Here is a 15,467-nt window from a genome sequence, read left to right as displayed (position 1 = left end):
TCACCGGAAGAAGCTGGCGCCGTGCTTCTTGCGCTGCTCCTCTGTGTTGACCTTTCGGCCCTGCGGATGTGTGCGGTTGTAGATGCCAGACACGATCTCGGGGTCCGGTGTGCCGTTCGCGGTGTAGATTTCCCGGCGACGGCGCGAGGCGAGGTGATCCTCGAAGAGGATGGGATGCTCGCCACCGATCCCGCGCGCCTTGCCTTCACCCTTCCACCACTCGTGGCCATTCGCGCAGGCAACCTGCTCGAACTCCAGCACAAGAACGTTGCCCTCGGTGTCGGTTACTGCCTGCGGCACCGCTTCGGTGACGCCCGTGTCTAGGCCGGGCTCGCCGCAATCCACGCATACCTCGGTGCGTGCTTGATCCTTCAGCAGCTTGTCGGCATATGCCTCTAGCTCCGCAGAGGAGTACCGCGTACCGGGCTCTAGGGTCTCCGGAACCTCAACATCCTGACGGCGACGCATCACAAGGTCACTCCCGTGACGCTTGCTGTAGGCTTCCTCGCGTCTGATGAGTGCCGCGTAACCCGAGCGGACGCTGAAGAGTCCACTTCCTCCAACGTCGTAGCCTGCGGAGCCCCACATTCGATCTTCATTCCCTCTGAGAAGTAGTCCTCGGCTAGCTGTCGCATCGCCGCATCCACGTACTGTCCAACCGAGACGGTGGTGATGCCCATCTCCTCGGCAACCTCGCGCTGGAGCTTGTCCAGAATCACGTTGTGAAAGACGGCCTCCCGCTTACGGTCAGACAGCGTGCTGAGGCCCCGATGGAGGTCCCAGAACGAGAGCGTCACGTGCGCCTTGCCGGTTGTTGTCTCGCCATCGAGGTCATAGAGCCAGTAACCGTAGTCGATGACGCCGTTATCGGAGATCACCGACGACGCCGACTTTCCGTCAGCAGAGCCGCCAGTGGGTGCGCTCACTACGTCGCGGAACTCCAGGTAGTGGCGATACACCTCACGCAGCACACGATGGAGCGGCGTGGGCTCGACGTGCTTGCCCTTCTTGAGCAGTTCCGCCTTGACGATCCGCCGTTCCTTGCCCGTAAGCTGTGACTTCCACTTGCCCTCGGTGAACTTGCCGATCGGCGGTACCCACACGTCCTGTTCCGTGACTTCGAACCTGGTCATGCCTTGTACCCCAGCGCCACGAGAGCCGTTGCGCAGGCATCGCTCTCGTCCATCCATTCCTTCTTGGTCCACAGGTGGTGCTTCATGTCCTTCAATTCGGGGATAAGGGCGTACACGCCGTTGCGTACGCCTACCTTGGTCGCCTCGCTGTCACCTGCGATTGCCTTCTTGATGGATGTGGCGCCGAATTGCTTGATCTGGATGTTTCGGGCCGCTGCCATCGTGTGAAGCGCGGTGATTGCCGTTGCGGCCAACTGACCCTGAACCCCGTTCGACTTGAACGCTCGGCCTGTAGCAGGCGGGATGATCTCGTTGGCCACAAAGTCGGGCGTGTATGTGTCGAGGAATGGTCCGCTTGCGAGCGCCCAGTACTCGATCAGCCGCAACCTGTACGGCTGATACTTCTCATTATCGGCACGTTCACGGTCAAGTCCTGCGATACCTGACGCGATCCACGTGGCCTGCTGTCCCTTCCCTCCCTCGATCACGGCCCACCCCATACGGGCCGCCCCCGGATCGAGGGCAAGTACTCTCACGTCACATCGCACTCACACAGGACCGTGAAGCCGCAGGTGCTGCACACCTCTCCGAGTCCATCGCAGACGTAGCACGCTTGGCCGACCTCGTCGCGGCCAGCGCCTTCACACTCCGGGCATTCGATCACTTGTTGTGTCCTCGCAGGGGTAGGGGGAACTCTTCGTCGGCAGGAGGCTGGACACCGTCCATGACGCACTCAGCCACGAGTTCCCACTTCTGGTAGAGCGCGTCAATGAGTGGCTGGTTGCGTTCGTACGTGAACTCTTTGAACTCGTGTGGTGACCCCTTATCAATGCAGACGATGAAGGCGGTCTCGGAGTCGGTCCAGTCCATGTAGATGTTCAACTGGCACTCCCACTTGTCTGCCGTCCACGTGGGAGCATCCTGCTTCTTGAAGTCCATGGAGTTCATCGTCTTGAAGTCCACGACGGCCTCTCCATGTCCCGGCACGGCGTAGTTCGCTACGTCGATAGAGCCAGTGACCCAGTGCCAAGCGGCCCATGGAACATCTCCGACGTGCTGGAAGTGGCGCCGCGCCAGGTCTCCCCATCCGACCATCCCTCGACGCTCGATACTGCTGCGCTCGACCATCTCGGCGCGTACCATCACCTCCTGGAGGTACGCGTGCCAGAAGTGGCCGACCTGGAACGTCTTGCGGAGAGGCACGCCGATCGGGCGGTGTTCCCCCTCGCCGGTAGCCTTCAGGTAGAGGTCCAGCAGCGAGGGCGTGCAGTCTCCAGAGGGATGCCAGGCATCGTCACCGGCCTTCGCGCCGAACTCGGCGGACCACTCGAATTCGCCCAACGTGTCGATCGCGCGCTCGATGTGGGGCACCACCTTGAACTGGCGGGCGATGTTCTTGACCCAGTCACGCTGCGGGCCGAGCTTGAGCGCCATCAGGCCAGGTCCCCGTAGCGCCACGCTGCGTCGACAAGCTCGACGTCGTCTCCGACGCGGCGGACCACGAGGTCCACCCAACCCTGTGAGTTCGCGAGCACCGAGCCAGGGCTGAAGAATCGGTAGGCGAGTAACGGCTCGCGGCCCTCGGAGTGAGCCTCCTCCGCGATCTTCTCGAACGTGGACAGCATCGTGGACTTGGCGGGCTTGGTCGGCCTACCGGTGAGCTTGCACTCGATCAGGTAGTGCTCGGTCCGCACGTCGCCCTGATCGTTGTCGGCCCCGCCGGAGGACGGCGAACGCCGTCCTCCGTATTGCGAGGCAATCCATTCCTCGTGCTCGACCGAGAGTGCCTTGGAGCTACCTCGTGTTGCCATCTCTTGCCTTACTCGTCCATGCTCTCGGCAGCCTCAGGCACATGCGTCAGATCGCGCATCTTCCGAAGTACGCCCTTGCGAATCTCCGGGACGGCATCCGGGTTACCCGCGATGAACTCCGCGACCCCCTTCTTTCCCTGTAGTCGCCCCTCCGGGAAGAGTCCATGGCGATACCACGCGCCCGCCTTCTCGATCACACCGGTCATGACGCCCGTCGCGATCACGTCCGCCGCTACGTCGATCCCGAACGGGAACCCCGGCCACTCCTTCTCGTAGAAGTCGAACTGTGCCCTCGCGTTAGTGCCCTCGGCCAGCTTGTTACGGATGGCAATGGCCCTCACCGTACGACCGATCTGCACGTCCTCGCCATCAATCTTTACGGTGTAGCGATTGTTGACCGGCTTCATCTGGAGGATGGTTGCGCACGAGTGCTCCAAGGCGTTGCCGCCTGGCGGCTTCACCAGGCCCTGAACGTTCCCCTGCATCACGTCGCGTACCTGGTTGAGGTAGATGAACGTCTTCTTGTTCTTCCAGATCGGCATGAGCAGCCGCTTGGCGCCGTCTGTGATTAGCTTTGATTGACCGCCGACGCGTGACTTCAGTTCGTCCGCGTCTCGCTCGGCGTCAGTGACGACGGCCCCGATGGAGTCGAAGATGATGTGATCGATGAGGTCGTCGTTGCACCACTCCAGCGCGATCTCGAACGCCTCCTCCCCCGTGTTGGGGCGAGCGACAACCACGCTTTCAGGGTCTACACCATGCTTGCGCATCCACTTCTCATCGACGCCCGGCTCAAGCGCGATGATGCCGCAGAGCTTGTCTACTCGCTGTGCCTCTCGGATGGATGCGAGGCCGAGCGACGACGACTTGCCGATGTCACGCGGGCCGAAGATCATGTGCGGATGGCCCTCCGTCCATCCACCGGTCCCGAGCTTGTAGTCAAGCGCCAGTACGCCCGTGGATGTTACCCCGAAGTCATAGCTCACGTTGGCTACGTCGGCGGCCTTGTGACCGTACTTCTGCGTAAGGCGGGCGGCCTCCTTGACCGCCGCCGCCTTCTTCTTATCGTTCATGTATGTTCCTAGTCGAGCTTGATGGCGTCCACGAAGCTGACGCCGCGTTCGGTCTTACGTACGGTGAAGCAACCCGGCGTACGCTCGTTCCAGAGAAACCGATACGATCGCCAGTCGTTGGGGAAGACGACGAACTCGCACTCGTGACCCTCCCATTCGATGGTCACGATGCCCATCGCCTTGCCATCTCTCTTAGTCGTCTTCTCTTCGATTGCACTGATGACGCCGGGCACGGATACCTGCAATCCCGCCTCGGGCTGGTCTTCGAGGAGCAGGTAACCATCCTCCGGCTCGTCGCCCCGTAGGTAGGCGTCGATCTCGTCGCCGTTCCGGGCGAAGACGCGCGCGCAGTCGTCGGAGAGGATCACGCTGAGCAGTTCCTTCTCCAGCTTCTGCTTTTCAAGCAGGGTTACGTCGCGGTCGGTGTAGTTGTCGAAGGCGCCCGCCTGGTACAGAGCAGCGATCTGATTCGAGCGGAGCGTCTGCTTGGGGCTCTTCTTCTTGAAGGAGGTGCCGCTCTCCTTGGCCACGTCGCGCGCTTCCTTCCACGCGCCCTCCTCGGCCTCCAGGGCGTCGGTCAGTGCCTCGGGGGTCGTTACGTCATACAGGTGAGACAACTCGCGGACGTACCTCGCCGCTCCCTTGCCGACGCCCTTGACGTTGGACAGGCCGAAGTAGATATGTGACCCCTTGACGGCGATGTCTGCCTCGGATTCGAGTACGTCCGGCGTGAGCACCGCGATGCCCATGCGCCGCCCCTCACCGATGAACCCTGCCGTCTTCGCTGCCTTCTTCGGGTCGTCACCGATCGTTCGGATAGACGCCATGATGAACTCGGCGGGGTAGTAATACTTCGCGTATAGCGTGCGGAACGCGATGATCGCGTAGGCCACGGCGTGAGCCTTGTTGAAGCTGTACTTTGCGAAGTCCGCGATGATGTTGATGATCTGCTTCGCGAGGCTTTCGCCCAGCAGCTTTCCCGCGACTTCGAGGTAGCCCTTGCCCTCCCATTCACCCTCGCCGTGGATGAGGCGCTGCATCTCTTCGGGCGACTTCTTGCCGAGCATCTTGCGCACCGCGTCGGCGTCACCGAGGTCGTACCCCAGGTCGGAGAAGAATCGAATGATCTGCTCCTGATAGAGGAACCATCCGTATGTGCCCCCGAGGTTCTCCGCGAGAATTGGGATGTTGCGGCCGTCGAACTCGTCGTCTACGCCTCCGCGACTACGTGTGATGAATGAGTCGGGGGCGCCCGAGCGGATCGGCCCTGGACGGTTCAGCGCGACGAGTGCGGAGAGGTGTTCAATTGACTGGGGACGAAGCTCCTGAGCCAGCCACGCGGCGTATCCGTCCTCGATCTGGAAGACACCTCGGGAGAGCTTGGCCCACAGCATCTGCCACATCTCGATAGGGTGTGTCAGCTTGTCGAGGCCAGACCACCTGATGCCGTGCTTCTTCTCCAGCCTCTGGAGCACGGTCATCTTCTTCAGGATGTCCTGCCGTGTCTCCTCGTCGGCACCCTCGAATGCAGCGATGATCTGGTCGTCCCAGTCCGAGAGGGTGTCCAGGTTGCGGAGTCCGAGCAAGTCGTGCTTGACGAACATCCGCTTGTCCACGTCCCCCATCGGGAAGCACGTGACGCGTTCCTCCTGGGAGCGGTTGTACATGCACGGAAGCTCGTCACAGAGGTCCACATCGGACACGACGACGCCGGACGGATGTACTCCGTAACCCGAAACGCGGGAGCAAGCGGCCTCGACAAGCTCGATCCATCGGAGCACGACGCCCTGGCGGTCGTCCTCCAGTGAGGTAACCCACTCGATGATCTCCTGGCCCACAGAGCGCATGACGTAGATCGTCTTGCCGGGGTCACTCTCGGCCGCCCATCCGATGGAGTCGGGGCCGAGGATGTCGATGTCGGGGACGCCGTCGATGATCTTCTTCAGCGCCTCCTTCTCTTCCCAGGTGACCTCCGCGACCTTCCACGTCTTGTCGCAGGCGGCCTTCGGCTTCAGCCGGGTGATCGTGCCGATGGTCCGCACACGATCGTGCCCCCATCTATCCTTGAGGTAGTCGCGTACCTTCTTGCGATCGGCTTTGGGGAAGTCCTGGTCGATGTCGGGGAAGCCCTTGGCTCGACCGGCGTTCCAGAAGCGCTCGAAGATGAGGCCGTAGTGCAGGGGGTCAACGTCGGTGATCCCGAGCGCGTAGGCGACGATGGAGCCTGCCGCCGAACCTCGCCCCGGCCCACGCTGGATGTTCGTCGCGTTGCAGAACTCGCACATGTCCCACGCCTGGAGGAAGTAGTGCGTCAGGCCGCCTGTGAGCCCCGTGTCGGCGCTCAGGAAGACCTCGCACTCGCGATAGGCCCGATCCCACGCCTCGTCGTTGTCGAGCCCGTAGCGCTCCGTGATGCCCACCGCCACGAGTTCGAGGAACAGTTCGGCGGCCGACATCTCCCGGCGCTTGTCGTCCTTCGTGAGCCACGGGCACTCGCTCGGGAAGAACGGCGCCAGGTGACGCTTGACCCCCGGTAGCCGCGCGTTGCACTTCTCTGCGATCAGCGCGGAGTTGGCGATGGCCTCGTCCACGACGCTCTCGGGGAGGTAGGAGAGGTTTGCCCGGATCTCCTCCTCGGTCTGGATATACAGCACCTGCGGGTGCCACATCTTGCGGTCCTCGGGCGATGTATAGATCGAGTCGCCAGAGGTCATGGCCACGTAGGCATCATGTGTCTCGTACTGCTCCGGCGAGGCGAAGTGGGCATCCGTGGCGTATACGAACGGCACGCCCTTCTCCTGCCCCATCTGCACCAGGCACGAGTTCAGGTACTCGTGCTCTTCACCCGGGTAGGTGTGAAGCTCGATGTAGAAGTTGTCCCCAAAGACTTCGAGGTACTGGTTGAGCAGAGCGTACGGGTCGTTCTTTTCCTTCATGATCGCCTGCCCGATGGGAGAGGCGATACACGCGGAAGTCGCAAAGACTCCCTCGCGGAACTTGCGTAGGATGGGGAAGGTGACGCGGCCGACGTACCGGTAGTTGTCTGGGTGTGACGCTGCGTCCACCATGCGCCAGACGTTTCGCAGTCCCTCGTCGGTCATGGCGCCGACGATGAAGTGCCCGTTGTCGCGCTCGTTCTTCGCCCACTCCACGTTGCCGTACTTCAGCCCGTGGTAAAGCTCCACGCCGAAGATCGGCTTGAGGTCGTGCGCCCTCATCACCTTGTCGAACTCCAGGTGACCGGCGACGGTGCCGTGGTCTGTGATGCCGACTGCGGTGCACCCGATGCACTGGCAGCGCTGCGCGATCTCCAGAGGAGTCGCCAGACCGTCCAGCGCGGAGTACTCCGTGTGGTTATGCAGTGGAGCGATCACGCAACTACCTCGTAAAGTTCGTCAACCGGACGCAATGCCTCGTGGGGCACAAACCAGGCAGCCGCGCGCCCTCCATGCGTCTTACGCCACTCATCGTGGGCCTTGGCGATCCCGCCAAATGTCCACCCCACCACGACATACTCCGGACTGACGCCCGTGACGAGGACAAACACGTCATCGTCGCGGTCCTTCTCGCGGATTATCAACTCGTAGTCGTGACGGCTTCGTGTCCGTACCTGAATCTGGCCAACGTCGCCCCCTTCACCGAAGGTGTTGACGCTGCCGCTCCAGTACACGTTGAGGCACTTCGCGAACGCGAGTTCACCGGCAGCACCTTCGATATGTAGATTCCAGCCGCCCTTCTCCGCGCCGTAGCGATCCGGCAGGCCCTTGGCGACCGACTCGATGTGACGCTGGCAACCCACGTAGGCGGCCTGCGCTAGCTCGTACGGTTCGAGATCAACTGCGTACGCCGTCATCTCCTGAAGACTCATCGCTGTCCCTTCCGTGCTTCACCTGCGAGGACATCGCAGCGCTCGTTGAAGTGCTCTCCCTCGTGACCCTTCACGTGCTCGAACTCCACATACGAGTGTCCGAGCAGCGCCGTGTCCAACAGCCACCAGAGGTCCGTGTTCTTCTTGCGCGAGCGCGACGGGTCTTGACACCCGAGCACCACGTATTGGGAGTCGGACCGCACCAGCACCTCGCACTCGCCGTAATCGGCCGCCAGACGCAGGAGTCCGCGAATGACGGCCGTCATCTCCATGCGGTTATTGGTCGCGTCCGTCTCGGCGCCCCAACCTTCGGTCTGGTTACCGAAGGCGTCGGCGGCAACGTACGCCCACCCGCCGGACTTATCCTTGTAGTTCGAGGATCCGTCCGTGTAGAGGGCCACGCCCTCAGATGTGTCGAGCATCAGTAGTCGAATTGCCTCACGAAGAGGCCAAAGAGAACGCCTGTAAGGAAGGGACCGGCGTGCTCGCTGATCTCCCCCGCGCGCTGGTACAGGAGGTCGACGTTCGTCACGCCGACCCCCTCCCACACTGTCTCCAGGGTTTCGCTACGCTCGCCTTTCGGGCGGGTGAAGTTGACCCTCATCAGTGCCTCTACGCGCTGCGTGGCGTACTCGATGGCCTCATCAGAGACTCGCATCGAATTAGGCGGGCTGCGCGATCTTGTCCTTCAGGCGGGCGAAGCGCTCTGCGTTAGTCTCCTCGGGAGCCTCGGCCGTCTCGGACGCCTCGGGTGCCTCGGACGCCGGAGCGCTCACGCGACGAGATGCCCGCTGCGGGCGCTCGCGCGGAGCCGCCTTCTTGCTGCCCCCGCCGAACTTCTGCGTGATCTCCTCGATCGGATTCACAAGCTCGTCGTAACGCTCCTTGTCCGCAAGCTCCTCAAGGCGCTTGTCGAGCAGGGCCGCTGCAATGACCGAGGCCGCCTCGCCGTCGTCCTCGGGAAGCTTGCTGACAAAGGCGGTGATCTCCTCGGCGTTGCCCAGGTAGGAGACGCCGTCGATGTGGTTGACGAGCGCGGACAGATCGACCGGGAGGTTTTCCAGTGCGATGAAGTCATACGCCGTGTCGGCGTTCTTGCCGCGACGGACGATCTGCATCGGGGTTTCCTCGATCGGACCCCGCGAGGCGTCATAGGAGGACAGCCAGCCAAAGAAGTTCTGCGCGGCCTGGACCACGAGCCCGACCTTCGGCTGCGTCACCTCTACCTCACCGTTATCCGTCTTGCGGGTGTAGGTATCGGTTGCCACGGAGAAGCCGACTGCCTTCGTGCGGCCCTTGACCATCTCGGTGATCGGCTCAAGCTCGACGGCGACGGCAATCTGCCGCGTCTTCGGCTTGACGCCTAGTCGGTCCTCAAGCTCGTCATAGGACTCGCCAATAGCGGGGTCCTTACGAGAGATGAACTTCTCATAGCGAGTGTAGGTCTCGCCGTTTGCCTTCTCGCCAGTGCCTACCGGGATCCAGTCGTGGTACTGGATGGTCGGGATCTCCTCCACCGCCGTCAGGAACAGGACGTGCTTCTCCTCCTTGTCCTCGCGCCACTGAATCTCGGGCACGAATGCGCGGAAGTTGCCTCCGGCCTTCGAAGTGGCGGCCTGCTCGATGGCCGCTGCGCCGCGCCTAAAGTTAGGCATGGATACTGCTCCTTTACTCTGGTGATTTCTAAGGCTTGGACCTCGGAAGAGGTACTTGCAGCCCGTGACTTACGTAGTCGGCCAGTGCCTACTTGACCTTGCTCGTGACCTGAATGAACCGGAGGCGTTCGGCCTCGGTAAGGTCACGAGCGGAAGTCTTGCCCATCTCGCGAAGGGCGTCACCCGCCTGGCGATGCTCGTCAGGGGTGAGGACTTCGGTCTTCTCGGTGCCGGTGTACTTACGCATCTGTCTTCCAGTTACGTGTGCGGAAGAACTAGGAAATTCGTTCCGCTGCGCGCAGCAGGGAGTCGATGTCCTCACCGTTCTCGTTGAAGCGGTCCAGGAGGTCCCACTTCTCCCCGGTGTCCCATTCGGGTAGGACCACCGAGAGCGGGATGAAGCCGTCCAGGTAGTCCGCCGTAGCGACGCACGAGCGCAGCCCGGCGCCGTCGTTGTCGGGTGCGAGGATCACGCCCTGCTGGTAGCGACGGAGGAGCTTCAACTGCTCCGTCGTCACGGTGCCCCCGAAAGTCGCCACGGCGGGCCAGCCGATTCCGGCCAGGAAGATGGCGGTCGGTACGGACTCCACGATGACCACGGGGAGCGGCCCAGAGGGGCCTCCACGCGGCTTGTAGAGGGTCGTGCGCTTCGGGAAGTCCGGCGTGTTGGTGTACTTCGAGCACCACTTCGGCCGGTCGTCCTCCAGCCAGCGGTGTTGCCACCCCACGAGCCGCTCCCCGACGTAGTGCGGGAAGATGACGCACGGACCTTCGTAGAGGTCGTCCAGCGGCACGCCGGTCTTCGAGTCTCGCGGAGGATGCTTGATCGCGCTCGGCGCGTAGCACACATGCGCGGCCCGCAGCGCGTCCCTGGCGATGTTCCTCGGCTTCCCGTCGAGTACCCCGAGGTTCCAGTCCTCCAGGCCACGCCCCTGGTCCTCCCACTTGCGGAGGATGTTGGCGTTGTAGTAGGGAAGGGTCTCATCCTGCTTCCTACTCGGAGTCAACTGCGCGAGGAGGCTGTCGATCTCGTCCAGGAACCGCTCATCGGACACTTCTCTGTTCTCGTCGGCGTACTGGATGAGCCAGTCCGTCGCTTCGTCGGGGTCGAGGTCGAGCATGGCCATCGTGAGTGAGAGCAGTGACCCTCCCCCGCAGACCCAGCAGTTGTAGACCTTGCGCCCAGGGTTCAGGGCGAACTTGCCCGTGGTGTCCCCGTTGCTATGGAGACTCCATGGGTCAGGGCACTGCCCGACGTACTCGGGCTCGCCATGCTTATTCCTACCCTCCTCGCGCTCCTCCAGGATCCCAAGCGCGAGGATGACTTCCTCTACGTCAATCCGGCTCGCGAAGTCCTTGTAGCGATGAACGCGCTTCGTCACGTCAGGCGCTCCGCGAGCGCTACGAGCTTGCCCACCATGAACGTTCCCCACCAGACCACGACGGGGTCAGGGTGCATCTGCATCTGGTACCGCAAGTTCTTCAGCGCTTCGAGCCGAGTCATGCCGCTAGCTCGTAGTTGTGCTCGTCGCGGATGGTCTTTCGGTACTGGAGCCACCCGTAGAAATTGCCCCGCCACTCCTGCCCCGGAAGGGTGAACACCTGTCCGGTGTGGTAGACGTGCTTGATCCACTTCGGGCCGGTCAGCGCAACCGGTGTCGCGACGTGTTCGAACGGGGACATATGCCCGTCACTCTCAAGCTGATTGGCGAGGTGTACGTCGGCGTTGAGATCGCGGTGGCCACGGTGATTCAGGTACGAAACGCGAGCGCACCGCCCGGCTGATACCTTGGCCAGCACCTGGAAGTTGTCCCCTACGTCCATCCGGTCTTCGAGCCGGATGTACGGCAGGTGGGGCTCCCCGAGCGCGAGGTAATCGGGGTCCGCCGGGTACATCGCGTCGTACATCAGGTTGGCGATCTTCTGCACCTCGGGACGTGCGTTCTCTGCGCGCCGGAGTGCGTAGAAGTTGTCCCATTCGGTGGCCGTGATGATGCCTGTGATCCACGTCAAATCCTGGAGCAGGAAGTTCACCTGCGCCTTCGCGATCTCCAACTCGATCATCTGGTCCGCGACGTTGAGCGTGTGGTCGATGTGTTCTTCCCACAGTTCGCGTGCGCGCAGTTCCTGCTCTTCAGGCAGTGCCTGCCCCTGCCCCATGCCTGTCACGCGGCTATCGAACGTCTCGGGGATAAACGGATCGTCCTCGATGTTCGCGATCACCTTCTCCGGCGGGAAGGCACGAAAGGACTTGAAGCTACGGGAGAACATCCGGTGCGTCATGATGTCCTTGTGGATGGCGTGCGGGTACTCCACCTCAAGGGTGGTTAGTCGCACGCCATCGGGCGACATCGAATCTGCGATTACCTCTGCGCGGTACATTACTCGTCCACGTCCTCGATCTCGCCCTTCATCTCAATGCGGCATCCGCGTGAAAGCTGGACGCCGAGTTCCCATGAGGCGTGTCCGTAGTTGCGCGACGCGAGCGTGCCTAGCTCCACTACGTTCGAGCGCCGCATGTCCTTGTTTGCCCATAGACCGAGGGAGAGCGTTGCTACCTCCTCGATCGCAGATGAGCCCTTCGCCTGCTGCATCTCCGGCATCGCCGTCGCGCTCATCACGGAACGGTTGAACTGGTGGACCACGAAGACCGGGATGAGGTCTGACCAATTCCGGAGGTCGTTCACTACCTCGAAGTAGTCCGCCGTCGAGTTCTGTGCCCCGATCGAGTTACCCTTGCGATTCTCGATGTACTGAAGCTGATCTACGATGATGCAGTCAGCGCCGGAATCAAGTGCCTTGTCTACTAGCTGAGCGACCGAGCGCGAGCCCTGGTTGGGCTTGTCCATGCGGAAGTTGCCCATCTCGTCCAGGGTCTTGGCGGCGCTCTCTACCTTCCGTAGCTCATCGGGCATGAGGCTACGCTTGAGGTACTTCCAGTACGGCACGTCGGCCGCCATGCACGCGAGACGCCAGTAGGACTCCAGCGACGGTAGCTCCAGCGAGTAGAGGTACGGGTTGAAGCCCTTCTCTACGTTCGCCAGCACGGTGTTGATCGTCACCCACGACTTGTAAGTCTTCGGCGGCGCGATGAGGAATGTCACGCCTACCTGGCCGTGAAAGTGATCGTCAAGCTCGTCGTAGCCCAGGGACGGCCCCTTGCCACGCAGGACTGCCTTGTCATACTCCTGGCGAGCGCGCGGAAAGTCGTAGCGGCCGTAGACCTCGCCTCGTTGCACGGTGAGGTCAAGAAGCTCGCGCGACTTCTGAGACATCGCGCGAGCGACTTCCATAGGCTCGGTGATCGCAAGCTCGGAAATCTCACGGATAGCCTTCTTGCCCTCCGACCGGAGGTAGCGAGTCCGCAGGCGCAGGATGAGATCGTTGATCTGCGTCTCCGGCGTGTCCAGCGTGATGTCCGCGAACTCGTCTTCGAGAACGGACGGAGTAGCAGCCTCGCCGTAATCGCGAACGTGCTGCATCTGCCACTTGAAGACCCTCTTCGCGAGCGGATCGAAGATGACCGCCGCCTTCACCTGCTCAGCCTGGAGCTTGCCTACCGAGTCCGGGTAGGCGAGGTGGTTGATGAGGTCTAGATCGATGTCTAGCTCGTAGATGGTCTGTTCAGTCAAGTGATCGGCCTTACTTCGTCGTTCAGCACGAGGTCTAGGTTCTGAGCCGCGATCCACGACATGCGCGCGTCTTGACCCGTCAGGTCAAGACGGATGTGCTTCGCACTCATGAGCGAGTAGACGCGGGGGTAGTGCGTCCGAAGCTCATCCTCGGTTAGGTTCGTAGTAGTGATAATCGGCAGGTTGAAGTTCGTCCTATGCCGCACAAGCTCTTCGAAGCGGTCCCCGAACCACGCCTGCCTCTCAGTGCGCGGCGGACGAAGCTCATCCACCACAAGGACGGTCACGCGACGCATGCGCTCCATGCGCTCCCTGGACTCGTCGTCATCGCGGATAACGGTCGAGAGGAATTCCAGGAAGGGCACGAACAGCACCTGCACCCCCTTCTTGATGAGTTCCTTCGCGACGTAGGTAGCGGCGAATGTCTTGCCTACTCCCAGGGCCTCGCCGCCGAACTCGATGCCCATCCCATTCCGGCGAATGGCATCCCACTTCCCCAGGTAGAGTTCAACGTCCCTTTTCACCGCGTCGTTGCGGTAGTCGGCCCAGTCCAGGCGCATATACTGCTCCCCGATACCTGCGAGGAGGTAGTGCTTGCGAAGCTGAATCTGCGTCTCGCAGTCGCACTCGTACACCTCCCCCATGTACTTGTAGGTCCCGTATTCGCGACCCTCAGCCTCGGCCGTGCCGTCTGCGTATGCGACACGGACCTTCTCCGGGTTCGACCCGCACGTGGGACAGCGCGAGAGGGGGACGCCCGACATCCGCGCTAGCTCTACGGCGCGGTCGTACTCGGCGTCACTCCGCAGGCGGGGCAGATTCATGGATGACGTTGAGAGCGTGAGCAAGGTTCTCCTCGAAGGACGGGCGGTCGAGCGTGATGTGCGGGATGTCGAAGAGCCTCAGCGAGACGGGAAGATTGCTGCGCACTTCCTCATCGAAGCCGATCCCGAACGTCTGCGTGTGCTCCGGCAGCGGCAGGTAGAACGTGAAGTCGTATGTCACGAGGTCGTTGACCATGCACCCCGCGAGTGCGAGCGAAGCCAGGTGACGGCGCTGCCAGCCGGGCTCGTCAGGGAACAGCGTGGCTTCGCACGCCATGTATGTCGCCGTGTCCGCCATCGTCCCGCAGACGATGAAGTCGTCTCCCATGCGGCGTTCGGACTGCAACCGCGAGAGCGCGATGCCGAGGTTGACGATGTACGTGGCATCTTCTCCGATGGCAAAGTCAGAGGTAGTCGAGTACCCCTCTGCGTACTCGTCAATGACGCCCACTGTCCGGTCGTCAGTATCGAGCGCGTTGGCCAGCGCCTGCGCCAGACGTGTCTTGCCGGAGCCCGGCGGCCCCACAAGTCCAATCTTCAAGTCTTATCCTTCTCTAGTAGTTCGAGCAGCGTGAGGCTCGCCAGGACGAGCTTCAGCCGGTCGCAGGAGATGCGGCCGAGGTCATATGCGGCGTGCGCGATCTCTCGCACCTGCCCCGCCGACATCTTGCGGTCGCCGGAGGGGTCACGCGGGATCGTCACCAGACCCTGTCGGTCCCAGCCCCGGAGGGTGACGGCGCTCTTGCCCAGGAAGAGGCCGAGGTCGGTGACGGTGAAGACGAAGCCCTCAGTCAGCGAGGGCGGCAAGCTCTTCCTCCGTGGCCTCGCGCGGGGCCGCGAGCTTCACGACGGGCTTGCCTCGGTAGATGTAGGGCTGGAGGGCCGCGAGGTTGTCCGCGTGCAGCGAGTCGAGCGGGCGCAGCGTGGTGCCGCCCCAGGGGAACTCGAAGACCAACTGCTCGTACAGGAGCACGTTCTCCTTGGCCAGGCGCTCATCATCCACGAGAAATGGCCCGTCCTGCACCTGCTTGGTGTAGACCGTGCCGTCCTCCGCGTTCACGTAGCTCATGGGCTTGAACTCGGGGCGCTCAATCAGGATCGCCTCGTACTCGTAGCCGTCCCTTCCTGCCGGGAGCCCCACGCGGATGGCGTCCACCTTGTGACGAGGGTGGTACTTCTCCAGGCGGTCCGTCGCCTCGACGCCGTTGGCTGCCACCGTTTCGACCAGTACCTCGGCCAGGCCGCTCTCGGCCGCGAGGTCGGTCATGCGCTCGAAGAACTCGTCCCTCCGGGTGTTCTTGGCCTTCTCGTGGAGCTTCCATCCCTCATAGGCCCTGCCCAGGGCAGCGGTCGATTCGTCAAGCGTCAAGCTGGTCATCCTCCCTCAGGGGCCGTAAGGCCCATTCCGTGTCTTCACCGCAGGAGGGGCAGACCATCGTGGCCCGCTGTGCCCTCGTCTGCTGATGCGCCT

General features: G+C 62.4%; 20 protein-coding genes. All 20 read right to left on the bottom strand.

Features of this window, described 5'->3' with window-relative positions; all coding sequences use genetic code 11:
• Positions 1-468, bottom strand: a complete 468-nt coding sequence (locus H958_RS46125) for a hypothetical protein (RefSeq protein WP_156027834.1) — start codon at positions 466-468, stop codon at positions 1-3.
• A complete protein-coding gene (locus H958_RS0108925; RefSeq protein WP_028058405.1) occupies positions 468-1,133 on the bottom strand; it encodes a sigma-70 RNA polymerase sigma factor region 4 domain-containing protein in 666 nt (221 codons plus the stop codon). The genes H958_RS46125 and H958_RS0108925 overlap by 1 nt, the downstream gene beginning before the upstream one ends.
• Positions 1,130-1,669 (bottom strand): crossover junction endodeoxyribonuclease RuvC, encoded by a 540-nt coding sequence (locus tag H958_RS0108920; RefSeq protein ID WP_196807287.1) that lies wholly within the window; start codon positions 1,667-1,669, stop codon positions 1,130-1,132. The genes H958_RS0108925 and H958_RS0108920 overlap by 4 nt, the downstream gene beginning before the upstream one ends.
• A 124-nt stretch (positions 1,670-1,793) precedes the next feature.
• Entirely contained in the window at positions 1,794-2,567 is a 774-nt protein-coding gene (locus tag H958_RS0108915; protein WP_028058403.1) for a hypothetical protein, read from the bottom strand.
• On the bottom strand, positions 2,567-2,944 hold the full coding sequence (locus H958_RS0108910) for a PDDEXK family nuclease (protein ID WP_156027832.1): 378 nt from the start codon (positions 2,942-2,944) through the stop codon (positions 2,567-2,569). The genes H958_RS0108915 and H958_RS0108910 overlap by 1 nt, the downstream gene beginning before the upstream one ends.
• A gap of 8 nt (positions 2,945-2,952) precedes the next feature.
• Positions 2,953-4,017 (bottom strand): RecA family protein, encoded by a 1,065-nt coding sequence (locus H958_RS0108905; protein WP_028058401.1) that lies wholly within the window; start codon positions 4,015-4,017, stop codon positions 2,953-2,955.
• 8 nt (positions 4,018-4,025) lie between these two features.
• Positions 4,026-7,391: a DNA polymerase III subunit alpha gene (gene dnaE / locus H958_RS0108900; protein WP_028058400.1), complete on the bottom strand. Its 3,366-nt coding sequence runs from the start codon at positions 7,389-7,391 to the stop codon at positions 4,026-4,028.
• Positions 7,388-7,885 carry a hypothetical protein gene (locus tag H958_RS43020; protein WP_051324000.1) on the bottom strand — a complete coding sequence of 166 codons (498 nt, stop codon included), beginning with the start codon at positions 7,883-7,885 and terminating at the stop codon, positions 7,388-7,390. The genes dnaE and H958_RS43020 overlap by 4 nt, the downstream gene beginning before the upstream one ends.
• Positions 7,882-8,286, bottom strand: a complete 405-nt coding sequence (locus H958_RS0108890) for a ribonuclease H family protein (RefSeq protein WP_196807286.1) — start codon at positions 8,284-8,286, stop codon at positions 7,882-7,884. The genes H958_RS43020 and H958_RS0108890 overlap by 4 nt, the downstream gene beginning before the upstream one ends.
• 20 nt (positions 8,287-8,306) lie before the next feature.
• Positions 8,307-8,543: a hypothetical protein gene (locus H958_RS35970; protein ID WP_037409731.1), complete on the bottom strand. Its 237-nt coding sequence runs from the start codon at positions 8,541-8,543 to the stop codon at positions 8,307-8,309.
• A gap of 4 nt (positions 8,544-8,547) precedes the next feature.
• On the bottom strand, positions 8,548-9,540 hold the full coding sequence (locus H958_RS0108885) for a hypothetical protein (protein ID WP_156027830.1): 993 nt from the start codon (positions 9,538-9,540) through the stop codon (positions 8,548-8,550).
• Positions 9,541-9,628: 88 nt separating this feature from the next.
• Entirely contained in the window at positions 9,629-9,787 is a 159-nt protein-coding gene (locus tag H958_RS46120) for a hypothetical protein (protein WP_156027828.1), read from the bottom strand.
• A 28-nt stretch (positions 9,788-9,815) separates the two neighbouring features.
• On the bottom strand, positions 9,816-10,922 hold the full coding sequence (locus tag H958_RS0108875; RefSeq protein ID WP_028058397.1) for a toprim domain-containing protein: 1,107 nt from the start codon (positions 10,920-10,922) through the stop codon (positions 9,816-9,818).
• Positions 10,919-11,044 carry a hypothetical protein gene (locus tag H958_RS48675; RefSeq protein WP_255325413.1) on the bottom strand — a complete coding sequence of 42 codons (126 nt, stop codon included), beginning with the start codon at positions 11,042-11,044 and terminating at the stop codon, positions 10,919-10,921. The genes H958_RS0108875 and H958_RS48675 overlap by 4 nt, the downstream gene beginning before the upstream one ends.
• Positions 11,041-11,922 carry an FAD-dependent thymidylate synthase gene (locus tag H958_RS43015; RefSeq protein WP_051323999.1) on the bottom strand — a complete coding sequence of 294 codons (882 nt, stop codon included), beginning with the start codon at positions 11,920-11,922 and terminating at the stop codon, positions 11,041-11,043. The genes H958_RS48675 and H958_RS43015 overlap by 4 nt, the downstream gene beginning before the upstream one ends.
• Positions 11,922-13,172 carry a DnaB-like helicase C-terminal domain-containing protein gene (locus H958_RS0108860; protein ID WP_028058396.1) on the bottom strand — a complete coding sequence of 417 codons (1,251 nt, stop codon included), beginning with the start codon at positions 13,170-13,172 and terminating at the stop codon, positions 11,922-11,924. Before H958_RS0108860 ends, H958_RS43015 begins: the two co-directional genes overlap by 1 nt.
• The gene (locus H958_RS0108855) at positions 13,169-13,996 is read right to left on the bottom strand and encodes an ATP-binding protein (protein ID WP_028058395.1); all 828 of its coding nucleotides are present in this window, start codon (positions 13,994-13,996) and stop codon (positions 13,169-13,171) included. Before H958_RS0108855 ends, H958_RS0108860 begins: the two co-directional genes overlap by 4 nt.
• A complete protein-coding gene (locus H958_RS0108850; RefSeq protein WP_156027826.1) occupies positions 13,971-14,537 on the bottom strand; it encodes a hypothetical protein in 567 nt (188 codons plus the stop codon). Before H958_RS0108850 ends, H958_RS0108855 begins: the two co-directional genes overlap by 26 nt.
• Positions 14,534-14,803: a MerR family transcriptional regulator gene (locus H958_RS0108845; RefSeq protein ID WP_028058393.1), complete on the bottom strand. Its 270-nt coding sequence runs from the start codon at positions 14,801-14,803 to the stop codon at positions 14,534-14,536. The genes H958_RS0108850 and H958_RS0108845 overlap by 4 nt, the downstream gene beginning before the upstream one ends.
• Positions 14,784-15,374: a hypothetical protein gene (locus tag H958_RS0108840; protein ID WP_028058392.1), complete on the bottom strand. Its 591-nt coding sequence runs from the start codon at positions 15,372-15,374 to the stop codon at positions 14,784-14,786. Before H958_RS0108840 ends, H958_RS0108845 begins: the two co-directional genes overlap by 20 nt.
• Positions 15,375-15,467: the final 93 nt, after the last annotated feature.

The organism is Candidatus Solirubrobacter pratensis (assembly GCF_000425945.1).
Taxonomy (GTDB): domain Bacteria; phylum Actinomycetota; class Thermoleophilia; order Solirubrobacterales; family Solirubrobacteraceae; genus Solirubrobacter; species Solirubrobacter pratensis.
This window is presented reverse-complemented; position numbering and strand designations above follow the sequence as displayed.